Below are 11,067 nucleotides of genomic sequence, written 5' to 3' on the forward strand. Positions count from 1 at the left end.
CACGACGAAGGCCGAGAGGCCGGGCGGCCCCGGACCAGGGCTGTCCCGGCCTCTCGGCCTTCGTCGCGCAGGGGTCAGGCGGCGCTGACCCGGCGTCCCGCGGTGGCGCGGACGAGGAGGGTGACCACCAGCACCACGGCGGCGGCGACCAGCGCGGCGATCCCGGCGGGGACCGAGACGAGCTCGCCGGCGAAGCGGCCGACGGCGACCCAGGAGAGTCCCCAGACGAGCGAGAGCATCGGGGCGATGCGGCCGCGGCCGGTGACCGCGATCAGGAGTCCGACGAGCGCGGCGACGGCGAGGACGACGACCGCCCAGACCGCGGCGCCCGGACCGTCCGCGCTGCCGACTCCCGCGCCGACGAGCCCGGCGGTGACGTTCGCGGCCGTGGCCACGCACACCCAGCCGAGGTAGAGCCCGAAGGTGCCGTCCGTCACGATCGCGTCGACCACTCCGGCCGACCGGGTGGTCCGCAGGATCACGAAGATGCGCGCGAGCACGGCGAGCAGCAGGGCGATCACGACGACGCTGAGCGTCAGGAAGCCGGCCTGGACGACCAGGATCCACGCGGCGTTCAGGAGGAGGCTGGCGGCGGCCCAGTAGCCCAGCCGGCGGTGGCGGGTGCGGGCGGTCTGCGAGGGCAGGAACTGCCAGATCGCGTAGGCGATGAGGCCGGTGTAGATGACGCTCCAGATCGCGAAGGCGGGGCCGTCGGGAGCGATGGGGGTCGAGGACGCGGTCAGGGCGCCGCCGGCCGCGTTCTGGATCTGCGTGCCGCCCGCGGCGCCCGAGCCGATGAACGAGCCGATGAGGGCGAGCACCGCGCTCACGGCGACGACGACCTGGCGGATCCGGTCGGCGCGGTCGGGGGTTCGTGTGGCGGTCATGTCGCTCCTCCGTTAGTCAGCTGGCTGAGTAATGAGAGTAGCGCGATTCCGCTCCCCGTCCACTGGGGCTTGCGGCGCGGCCCCGGCCCTGGATGAGGGCCGGGGCCGGATTCTCAGGCGCGGGCGGCCGCGTACTGCTCGCGGATCACAGGGCGGTGGTCCGGCGCGGGCTCGGCCACCGAGGTGACGGTCCACGTCGGACGCGATCCGGTCAGCGCCCAGGCGGCCTGCACGGCGGCACCGTCGGCCACGTACTCGCCGGGCGTCGGCACCTGCACGGGCACGTCGAACACCTGCGAGGCAGCGAGCTGCACGGCGCGGTTCTGCGCGGCTCCGCCGATGAGGAGGATGCGCCGCGCCTCCACTCCCTGCGCGCGAACGGCGTCGAGGCCGTCGGCCAGTCCGCAGAGCATGCCCTCGATCGCCGCGCGGGCGAGGTTCGGGCGCGTGGTCGAGGCGATGGTCATACCGTGCAGGCTCGCGGTCGCGTCCGGCAGGTTCGGCGTGCGCTCGCCCTCGAAGTAGGGGACCAGCACGAGGCCGTCGGCACCCGGCTCCGCCTCGAGCGCCAGTGCGGCGAACTCGTCGAAGTCGCTGCCGAGCAGGGTCGCGGTCGAGGCCAGCACGCGCGCCGCGTTGAGCGTCGCGACCAGCGGCAGGAAGCGCCCGCTCGCATCGGCGAAGCCGGCAACGGTCCCGGAGGCGTCGCGCACCGGGTCGTCCGTGACTGCGAAGACGGTGCCGCTCGTGCCGATGCTGACGACCACGTCGCCGGGGCCGGCGCCGAGGCCGAGCGCGGCGCCCGCGTTGTCGCCCGCGCCGGGGCCGACGACGAGTCCGCTCTCGGTGCGGCCCGCCTCCTCCGAGGGGCCGAGCACGCGGGGGAGCAGCGGGCGGTGGCCGAGGGCGCGCTCGAGCAGGTCGAGGTCGTAGCCGTCCGCTCCCCAGTACGAGGTGCCGGACGCGTCGGACCGGTCGGTCGTGAGCGCGTCGAGCTGCGGACCACGGGCGGAGTCGGGGCCGTAGCCGAGCAGGCGCCAGGTCAGCCAGTCGTGGGGGAGCGCGACGGCGGCGACACGGGCGGCGTTCTCGGGCTCGGCGTCGCGCAGCCAGCGGAGCTTGGTGGCGGTGAAGGAGGCGACCGGCACCGATCCGGTCCGCTCCGCCCAGGCCCCGGCTCCGAGCTCCTCGATGAGCGCGGCGGCGGCGGGCGCGCTGCGGGTGTCGTTCCAGAGCAGAGCGGGGCGGATGACGGCGCCGCTCTCGTCGAGGACGACCATGCCGTGCTGCTGGCCGCCGACCGAGATCGCGGCGACGTCGTCGAGCCCGCCGGCGTCGGCGAGGGCGAGCTGCAGCGCCTCCCACCACGCGGCCGGATCGACCTCGGTGCCGTCCGGGTGGCTCGCCCGGCCGGTGCGCACCACGGCGCCGGTGTCGAGGTCGCGGACGACCACCTTGCAGCTCTGGGTCGACGAGTCGATCCCTGCGACGAGCGTCATCGCTGTCCTCTTTCGTTGGGGGTACGGGTTCGGGCGTCCGGTGCGGAACCGGGCCGGATGCAGGAGAACGGACGAGATCCCGTGCCGGTGCAGGGGATCTCGTCCGTCTCAGGTCGTCCCGCGGCTGACCGCGGGCTCAGGAGGTGCGGGTCAGCCGCGGGCGCCGAGCAGGTGCTCGGTGGCCAGCTGCTGCAGGCGCACGAAGCCGAAGCCCTTGCCGCCGAGGTAGGCGTCGGCGTCGAACGACTCGTACGAGGCGGTGTCCGCGAGCAGGTCGTCGTACGACTCGCCCTCGTTCAGCGTCGGGGTGGAGAGCTCGGCGACCTTCGCGGCGGCCAGCGCCTCCTGCACCTCGGGGTCGGCGCGGAAGGCCGCGGCGCGCTCCTTGAGCAGCAGGTAGGTGCGCATGTTCGCGGCGGCCGAGTCCCAGACTCCGGTCTCGTCCTCGGTGCGCGAGGGCTTGTAGTCGAAGTGGCGCGGGCCGTCGTAGGCCGGGACGCCGCCGGGGCCGCCGTTCTCGAGGAGGTCGACGAGCGAGAACGCGTTGTGCAGGTCGCCGTGGCCGAAGACCAGGTCCTGGTCGTACTTGATGCCGCGCTGGCCGTTGAGGTCGATGTGGAAGAGCTTGCCGTGGTACAGCGCCTGGGCGATGCCGGCGGTGAAGTTCAGGCCCGCCATCTGCTCGTGGCCGACCTCGGGGTTCACGCCGACGAGCTCGGGGCGCTCGAGGGAGTCGATGAACGCGATCGCGTGGCCGAGCGTCGGCAGCAGGATGTCGCCGCGGGGCTCGTTCGGCTTGGGCTCGATGGCGAAGCGGATGTCGTAGCCCTTGTCGGTGACGTAGTCGCCGAGCAGGTTGACGGCCTCGCGGTAGCGCTCGAGCGCGGCGCGGATGTCCTTGGCGGAGTCGTACTCGGCGCCCTCGCGGCCGCCCCACATGACGAAGGTCTTCGCGCCCAGCTCGGCGGCGAGGTCGATGTTGCGGAGGACCTTGCGCAGCGCGAAGCGGCGGACGTCGCGGTCGTTCGAGGTGAAGCCGCCGTCCTTGAAGACCGGGGCGCTGAAGAGGTTGGTGGTGACCATCGGCACGATGAGGCCGGTGGACTCCAGCGCGCCCTTGAGGCGGTCGATCTGGGTCTGGCGCTCGGCGTCGGTGGAGCCGAAGGCGAACAGGTCGTCGTCGTGGAAGGTGAGGCCGTACGCGCCGAGCTCGTCGAGCTTCTCGACCGCGTGGACGACGTCGAGCGGCTCGCGGGTCGGGCCGCCGAACGGGTCCGTCCCGTTGTAGCCGATGGTCCAGAGGCCGAACGAGAACTTGTCGGCGCGGGTGGGGGTCAGGGACATGGGATCCGAATCCTTTCCGGCGACGTCGCCGAATTGTTGTTGAGCCCAACATATCCCGTGAGGGTCGGGAGGCGCAACGAGCGAGAGGCCCGGCGCGTCGCTTCCGGCCCCTCGCGGGTGCCGCCCGCCCGAGCCGCGGAACCGCTCGCGGAGCGGGCCGGCGCCCGGGGAAGTCGTCGCGAGGATCGCTTGCGCAAGCGCTTCGACTGTGCGTACAGTCGCTCCAGCACGACCGGTCGAAGCGCTTCGAAGCCCGACCGCGACCGACGACGACGTCCGGCAGGAGGAGCCATGGCGACCATCCACGACGTGGCCCGCGCTGCCGGGGTCTCGATCAGCACCGTCTCCTACGCCCTCTCCGGCAAGCGCTCGATAGCCGCCTCCACCCGGCAGCGCGTCGACGACGCGGTGCGCCAGCTCGGCTACCGGCCCCACGCGGGAGCCCGGATGCTCGCAGGGGCGCGGACCCACATCCTCGCCCTCTCCGCGCCGATGCGCGACGAGCTGCATCTGCCGACCCACATGCGCTTCGTCACCGAGGTGCTCGAGCGCGCCCGGGAGTCGGACTACGACGTCCTGCTGCTCGTCACCGACGAGGCCTCCAGCGGCATCGGGCGCGTCTCCTCCTCCTCGCTCGTCGACGGCATCGTCCTGATGGGCGTCGACGACGACGACGACCGCGCCGAGCTGATCCGCGCGGCCGGGGTCCCCGCCACCTTCATCGGCGTGCCCGCCGACTCCCACGATCTCGCCTGCGTCGACCTCGACTTCGCCGAGGCCGCCCGCCAGAGCGTCCGCCGGCTCGCCGAGCTGGGCCACCGCTCGCTCGGCCTGCTCGAGCACCCGCAGTCCTACACCGACCGCAACGCCGGCTTCGTCCGCCGCTTCGACGAGGCGTTCCGCGCCGAGGCCGCAGCGCTCGGAGTCGAGATCGCGGTCGAGCGCCCGCACATCGGCCGCCCGAGCGCACAGGCCGCGATCGACGCGATCCTCGCCGCACCCGTCCCGCCCACCGCGCTCGTGCTGCACTGCAACGAGCCCGTGGCGGAGGCGGCGATCGAGCGCGTCCTCGAGCGCGGCCTCTCCGTCCCCGGCGACCTGTCGATCCTGGCGGCCTGCGCCAGCTACGACGGCGGCGCCCTCCCGGTCCCCACCAGCAGTCTTCCGCTCCCGTTCGACGCGATGTGCCGAGCGGCCGTCGCGCGGACCCTCCAGCAGATCGACTCCGGCCGCACCGTCGGCGTCGAGCTGCTCCCGCCCTCCTACGTCGACCGCGGATCCCTCGCGGTCGCTCCGACCGGCGCTCCGGTGCCGGCGGTCCCGTCCGGCACTCCCGCGCCGGCCTCCCTCTAGTCCTTCACCCTCTTCCCGCCCGCTCCGGCTCTGCGCACTGTCGAAACGCTTCGACACCGCGCCTCCGTGAGAGAGCGCTCCCTGCACCACATCCGCAGCACCACCGCACAGTTCGAAGGAGAACCACCGCAATGTCGCTCCGATCCCGCTCCGCCTTCCACCGCCCGACCGCCGGTCTCAGCCGGCGCAACCTCCTCGCCGGCGGAGTCGGCCTCAGCGCGATGTTCGCGCTGGCCGCCTGCTCCGGTGGCGGCTCCGACGCCGGCTCCGACGCGCTCTCGACCACGGTCGACGGCGCCGGCCGCACCCTCACGCTCTGGGACTTCGAGACGCCCGACAGCGACCGCGGCATCGCCTGGCTCGCCGCCCGCGACATCTTCACCCAGGAGACGGGGGCCGAGATCGCGTACGAGTTCAAGGCCTTCGAGCAGCTGCGCACCGGCGCCAGCCAGATCTTCAACTCCAACTCGGCGCCCGACGTCGTCGAGTACAACAAGGGCAACGCGACCAGCGGGCTCCTCTCGAGCCAGGGCCTGCTCACCAACCTCGACGAGGCGGTCGAGTTCTACGGCTGGGACTCGCTGATCCCCGGCGCGCTGCAGACCACCGCGAAGTACGACGAGAACGGGATCATGGGCTCCGGCTCCTGGTACGGCATCCCCAACTACGGCGAGTTCACCTTCGTCTACTACAACAAGGACGCCTTCGCCGCGAACGGCCTCGAGGTCCCCACCACCTACGAGGAGTTCACGGCCGTCCTCGACGCCTTCGTGGCCAAGGGGATCACCCCGCTGGCCGAGGCCGGCGCCGAGTACCCGCTGCAGCAGCTCTTCTACCAGCTCGCGCTGCTGAAGGCCGACCGCTCCTGGATCACCGACTACCAGACCTACACGGGCGAGGTCGACTTCGAGGACGCGGCCTGGAGCTACGCGGCCGACCAGCTGAAGACCTACGTCGACAAGGGCTACTTCTCGGCCGACGCCTCCGGGCTGAAGGCGGAGGACGCGGGCACGGCGTTCATCTCGGGCGAGTACCCGATCTTCTTCTCGGGCTCCTGGTGGTTCGGCCGCTTCAAGACCGAGATCACCGGATTCGAGTGGGACACGTTCCTCTTCCCGGGCGCCGAGTTCACGATGGGCTCCGCCGGCAACCACTGGGTGATCCCGGAGACGGCGAAGAACAAGGATCTCGCCTACAAGTGGATCGACATCACGATGCGACCCGAGATCCAGAACCTCATCGGCAACAACGGAGGCATCCCGCTGGTCGTCGACGAGAGCGCCATCACCGACGAGAAGAGCAAGGCGCTGCTCTCGCAGTGGAAGACGGTCGTCGACGGCGACCAGCTCTCCTTCTACCCCGACTGGCCCACCGCGACCTTCTACGACGACCTGGTCGCCGCCACGCAGGAGCTCATCAACGGCTCCTCCGACGAGTCCGCCATGCTCTCCGACCTCCAGGCCAAGTACGACGACGGAGTCGCCGACATCACGTGACGCGGAAGCGTCACGTGATGTCGGCCACGGCGGCCGGCCCCGCGCCTGCAGGCGCGGAACGGCCGCGGAAGACCTGAGGACGTGACGGCGACCCTTCGAGGGGGTCGCACGAACACCGCCGAGCCTCCACCCCCCCCCGCTGGATGCCGCTCCGGTACGCGACACGCCGTCGCCTCCGTACCGGATCGGCATCCCGCGGCAGCACACCCACGACCCCGTCCGACCTAGGAGTACCCATGACGACGACAGCACCTCGTCGCGCGGAGAGCGCGCCGCCTCCCACGACGCCGCCCCGCGAGAAGCGCTCCGGCGGCTACTGGCTCTACCTGATCCCCGGGTTCGTGCTCTTCACGTTCATCGTGCTGATCCCGCTGATCTGGAACGTCTACATCAGCTTCACGTCCTGGCGCGGCATCAAGCCGCCGATCTTCATCGGCCTCGACAACTGGATCGAGCTGATGGGCGACGACCAGTTCTGGACCTCGTTCCTCAACTCGGTCTACATGATCATCGCGATGGTGATCGTCCCCACGATCCTCGGACTCCTGCTCGCGGCGATCCTCTTCGATCTCGTCGGCAAGAAGTTCGGCGGGCACCTGGCGAGCTTCCTCCGCGCCACCTACTACCTCCCGCAGATCCTGCCGACCGTCATCGCCGCGATCGTCATCGGCTGGATCCTCCGCCCCGACAACGGCGCGCTGAACTCGATCCTCGAGGCCGTCGGGCTCGGCTCCCTCTCGCACGACTGGCTCGGCAAGCCGGACACCGCGATGCTCTCGATCATGGTCGTGATGATCTGGGTGCAGCTGGGCTACCCGGTCGTCATCTTCATGGCGGCGCTGCAGCGCGTGGACCCCGAGCTCTACGAGGCGGCGGAGCTCGACGGGGCGAACTGGTTCCAGCGCTTCCGCTGGATCACGGTCTCGATCATCCGGCCCGAGATCTTCGTGGTCACCCTCACCTGCACCATCGCCGCGCTGAAGGTCTTCGGCCCGATCTACGCCCTGACCCGCGGCGGCCCCGGCGACTCCACGATCGTCCCCTCCTACTACTCGTACACCGAGTTCTTCCAGAAGCAGCAGGTGGGCTACGGCGCCACCATCGCGACCGCGCTCACGATCGTCATCGTGATCCTCGCCGTGCTGTTCATCCGCGCCCAGGAGCGCGTCGAGCGCAGCGAAGGAGCCCGCTGATGTCGGCCATCGAGACCCTGCCCCTCACCCAGGCCGGCACGGAGGACGCGGACCTCTCGTCCTCCCGTCCCGCCAAGCCCGCGAAGGGCACGACCAAGCGCACCCTCGGCGACTGGGTCATCCTCGCCGTCGCCGTGGTGATCGGGCTCGTGATCATCAGCCCGGTGCTGCTGATCCTGCTCAACTCCTTCAAGACCCCCGCGGAGTACTCGGCGAACGGCCCGCTCGCCTTCCCGACCGGCCTCTCCTTCGACGGCCTCTCGACCTTCTGGAGCCGCGTCGACTTCCCCGAGAAGCTCGGCAACTCGATCCTCATCTCGGGGTCGGTCGCGATCCTCGCCGTCGCCCTCTCGGTGCTGAACGCCTACGCGATCGGCATCGGCCGTGTCCGCGGCCGGAGCTGGATCATCGTCCTGTTCCTGCTGGCGAACATGCTCCCGCAGGAGGCCCTGCTCTACCCGCTGTACTACATGTTCAAAGCGGTCGGGATCTACGACACCCAGCTGTCGGTCATCGTCATCTTCACCGTCATCCAGTCGGCGTTCGGCACCTATCTGCTCTCGAGCGTCTACGGCACCTTCCCGAAGGAGATCCTCGAGGCCGCGGCTCTCGACGGCGCCTCGAAGTGGCAGGTCCTCACCCGGGTGATCGTCCCGATCTCGCGGCCCACCCTCTCGGTGCTGATGATCTTCTTCTTCATCTGGACCTGGAACGAGTTCCTCATCCCGCTGGTCTTCCTGGTGAGCGACGCGACGCAGACCGTCCCGATCGCGATCTCGAGCCTCCAGGGCGACAAGATCATGGACGTCACCACGACCAGCGCGAGCGCCCTCCTGGGCCTTCTCCCGACGCTGATCTTCTTCCTGATCTTCCAGCGCACCCTCACCCGCGGCATCACCGCCGGCGCGGTCAAGTAGCCCTCTCTCCCTCCGTCGGCGCCTCCCTCGCGGGATCCGCCGGCGCGCCATCGAAAGGCACCCCCATGAAGTTCACCGACGGGTTCTGGCAGACGCGGGCCGGATTCACGCCCCTGTTCGCGCAGGAGGCGTACGACATCCGCACCGACGGCACCTCGCTCGAGGTGATCGCCCCGACCCGGGTCATCCAGGGCCGCGGCGACGTCCTCAACCGGCCGGCGCTCACGGTCGCGGTGTCCTCGCCGGCCGAGGGGGTCGCGCGGGTGCGGATCGAGCACTGGCGCGGGACGGCGGTGCGGCCCGGCTTCGAGCTGGCCGGGGGCGACGTCGGAGCGGCGGAGGTGACGGAGTCCGGCGGCGTGCTGCGCACCGGCGACCTCGAGGTCCGGATCAGGCAGGGCGCTCCGTGGTCGCTGGAGTTCTGGGACACCTCGACCGGCACGCGCCTCACCGGCTCCGGGCACAAGGCGCAGGGCTACCTGACCGGACCGGACGGAGCCGCCTACCTGCACGAGCAGCTCGACCTCGGCGTCGGCGAGCTGGTCTACGGGCTCGGCGAGCGCTTCGGCCCCTTCGTGAAGAACGGCCAGACCGTGGATGTGTGGAACGCCGACGGCGGCACCTCCTCGGAGCAGGCCTACAAGAACGTCCCGTTCTACCTCTCCAGCCGCGGCTACGGCGTGCTCGTGAACGATCCCGGCCTCGTGTCGTTCGAGATCGGCTCCGAGGCGGTCGAGCGCGTGCAGTTCTCGGTCGGCGGCGAGGCGCTGGAGTACCTGGTGATCCAGGGCCCGACGAAGAAGGACGTGCTGCGGCGCTACACCGGCCTCGCGGGCCGCCCCTCCGTCGTGCCCGCCTGGAGCTACGGGCTCTGGCTGACGACCAGCTTCACCACGAGCTACGACGAGGAGACGGTGAACTCCTTCATCGACGGCTTCGCGGAGCGGGAGCTGCCGCTGTCGGCGTTCCACTTCGACTGCTTCTGGATGCGCGAGTTCCAGTGGACCGACCTCGAGTGGGACCCGCGCACCTTCCCGGACCCCGAGCGGATCCTCGCCCGCCTGCACGAGCGCGGGCTGCACACCTGCGTCTGGATCAATCCGTACATCGCGCAGGCGTCGCCGCTGTTCGCCGAGGGGCGCGAGAAGGGGTACCTGCTCAGAACGGCCTCCGGCGACGTCTGGCAGTGGGACATGTGGGTCGCCGGCATGGCGCTGATCGACTTCACGAATCCGGAGGCGACCTCCTGGTTCCAGGAGAAGCTCCGCGTCCTCGTGCGCCAGGGCGTCGACTCCTTCAAGACCGACTTCGGCGAGCGGATCCCGTCGGAGGGCGTCGTCTGGGCCGACGGGACCGACCCCGAGGCCATGCACAACTGGTACACCCAGCTCTACAACCGCGCGGTGCACGAGGTGCTCGAGCAGGAGCTCGGCGAGGGCCGCGCGGTCCTCTTCGCCCGCAGCGCCACGGTCGGCGGGCAGGCGCTGCCGGTGCACTGGGGCGGGGACAACACCTCCTCCTACGTGTCGATGGCCGAGAGCCTGCGCGGAGGCCTCTCGCTCGCGCTGGGCGGGTTCGGCTTCTGGGCGCACGACATCGGCGGCTTCGAGGGCACGCCCGATCCCGGAGTGTTCAAGCGCTGGCTCGCGTTCGGCCTGCTCTCCTCGCACTCGCGGCTGCACGGATCCTCCTCGGTGCGCGTGCCGTGGGCGTTCGACGAGGAGGCCGTGGAGGTCACCCGGCTCTTCACCCGGCTGAAGCTCTCGCTGATGCCCTACCTCTTCGCGGCGGGGGCGGAGGCGGCGAGCACCGGCGTCCCGATCATGCGCCCGATGGCGCTCGAGTTCGAGGACGACCGCAGCGCCGCCCACCTCGACACGCAGTACCTGCTCGGGCACGACCTGCTCGTCGCTCCGGTGTTCACCGAGGACGGCACGGTCGAGTTCTACCTCCCGCGCGGGACGTGGACGAGCTGGTGGACGGGCGAGCGGATCGTCTCGACGGGGGAGTGGCGACGCGAGGTCCACGGCTTCGACTCGCTGCCGCTGTACGTGCGCGAGGGCGCGGTGATCCCGGTGGGGGCCCGCCAGGACTCGGCCGAGTACGACTACCTCGACGGGCTCGAGCTGAGGGTGTTCCCGGGGCCGGACGGAGCGACGCCGGTCCGGGTCGTCGCGCACGACACGGGGGAGGAGACGGTCTTCACCGTGACGCGCACCGGCGGCGAGGTCTCGGTCGACGGCCCGGCCGGCACCTGGACCTGGGTCGAGGCCTGAGCGGCGCCCTCCTGCTGATCGAGCAGCGGGCGCAGCCCACCCCTCGAGACGATCCGCTCGCCCGTCCACCAGCTCGTCCACGTCCCGCGCGGGAGGTAGAAC

Annotated in this window: 8 protein-coding genes; 5 read left to right on the plus strand and 3 right to left on the minus strand. The window is 70.9% G+C overall.

The genetic code is table 11. From position 1 onward, the window contains the following. Positions 1-74: 74 nt before the first annotated feature. From C5D04_RS13365 to xylA, 3 genes are all read right to left on the minus strand, one after another. Positions 75-887 carry a tryptophan-rich sensory protein gene (locus C5D04_RS13365; protein WP_104224878.1) on the minus strand — a complete coding sequence of 271 codons (813 nt, stop codon included), beginning with the start codon at positions 885-887 and terminating at the stop codon, positions 75-77. A 113-nt stretch (positions 888-1,000) separates the two neighbouring features. Beyond that, positions 1,001-2,386 carry a xylulokinase gene (xylB, locus tag C5D04_RS13370; RefSeq protein WP_104227358.1) on the minus strand — a complete coding sequence of 462 codons (1,386 nt, stop codon included), beginning with the start codon at positions 2,384-2,386 and terminating at the stop codon, positions 1,001-1,003. Positions 2,387-2,536: 150 nt separating this feature from the next. Further along, positions 2,537-3,730 (minus strand): xylose isomerase, encoded by a 1,194-nt coding sequence (gene xylA, locus C5D04_RS13375; RefSeq protein WP_104224876.1) that lies wholly within the window; start codon positions 3,728-3,730, stop codon positions 2,537-2,539. A 291-nt stretch (positions 3,731-4,021) separates the two neighbouring features. On the opposite strand from xylA, the gene C5D04_RS13380 reads away from it, so the two are divergent. The 5 genes from C5D04_RS13380 (at position 4,022) to yicI (ending at position 10,965) form a co-directional block, all read left to right on the plus strand. Beyond that, positions 4,022-5,083, plus strand: coding sequence for a LacI family DNA-binding transcriptional regulator (locus C5D04_RS13380; RefSeq protein WP_104347826.1), 1,062 nt, complete (start codon positions 4,022-4,024; stop codon positions 5,081-5,083). A 131-nt stretch (positions 5,084-5,214) separates the two neighbouring features. After that, on the plus strand, positions 5,215-6,579 hold the full coding sequence (locus C5D04_RS13385; protein ID WP_258063530.1) for an ABC transporter substrate-binding protein: 1,365 nt from the start codon (positions 5,215-5,217) through the stop codon (positions 6,577-6,579). 236 nt (positions 6,580-6,815) lie between these two features. Continuing rightward, complete coding sequence (locus tag C5D04_RS13390; protein WP_104347827.1) at positions 6,816-7,772, plus strand: carbohydrate ABC transporter permease; 957 nt, start codon at positions 6,816-6,818, stop codon at positions 7,770-7,772. Continuing rightward, positions 7,772-8,689, plus strand: coding sequence for a carbohydrate ABC transporter permease (locus C5D04_RS13395; RefSeq protein WP_104227354.1), 918 nt, complete (start codon positions 7,772-7,774; stop codon positions 8,687-8,689). Before C5D04_RS13390 ends, C5D04_RS13395 begins: the two co-directional genes overlap by 1 nt. 65 nt (positions 8,690-8,754) lie before the next feature. Continuing rightward, positions 8,755-10,965, plus strand: a complete 2,211-nt coding sequence (yicI, locus tag C5D04_RS13400; RefSeq protein ID WP_104347828.1) for an alpha-xylosidase — start codon at positions 8,755-8,757, stop codon at positions 10,963-10,965. Positions 10,966-11,067 lie beyond the last annotated feature (102 nt).

This window comes from Rathayibacter sp. AY1D2 (assembly GCF_002932695.1).
GTDB lineage: Bacteria > Actinomycetota > Actinomycetes > Actinomycetales > Microbacteriaceae > Rathayibacter.

Excerpts from the sequence above, each read along its gene's own strand:
- C5D04_RS13365 (WP_104224878.1), bottom strand. The coding sequence starts at position 887 with ATGACCGCCACACGAACCCCCGACCGCGCCGACCGGATCCGCCAGGTC.
- xylB (WP_104227358.1), bottom strand. The coding sequence starts at position 2,386 with ATGACGCTCGTCGCAGGGATCGACTCGTCGACCCAGAGCTGCAAGGTG.
- xylA (WP_104224876.1), bottom strand. The coding sequence starts at position 3,730 with ATGTCCCTGACCCCCACCCGCGCCGACAAGTTCTCGTTCGGCCTCTGG.
- C5D04_RS13380 (WP_104347826.1), top strand. The coding sequence starts at position 4,022 with ATGGCGACCATCCACGACGTGGCCCGCGCTGCCGGGGTCTCGATCAGC.
- C5D04_RS13385 (WP_258063530.1), top strand. The coding sequence starts at position 5,215 with ATGTCGCTCCGATCCCGCTCCGCCTTCCACCGCCCGACCGCCGGTCTC.
- C5D04_RS13390 (WP_104347827.1), top strand. The coding sequence starts at position 6,816 with ATGACGACGACAGCACCTCGTCGCGCGGAGAGCGCGCCGCCTCCCACG.
- C5D04_RS13395 (WP_104227354.1), top strand. The coding sequence starts at position 7,772 with ATGTCGGCCATCGAGACCCTGCCCCTCACCCAGGCCGGCACGGAGGAC.
- yicI (WP_104347828.1), top strand. The coding sequence starts at position 8,755 with ATGAAGTTCACCGACGGGTTCTGGCAGACGCGGGCCGGATTCACGCCC.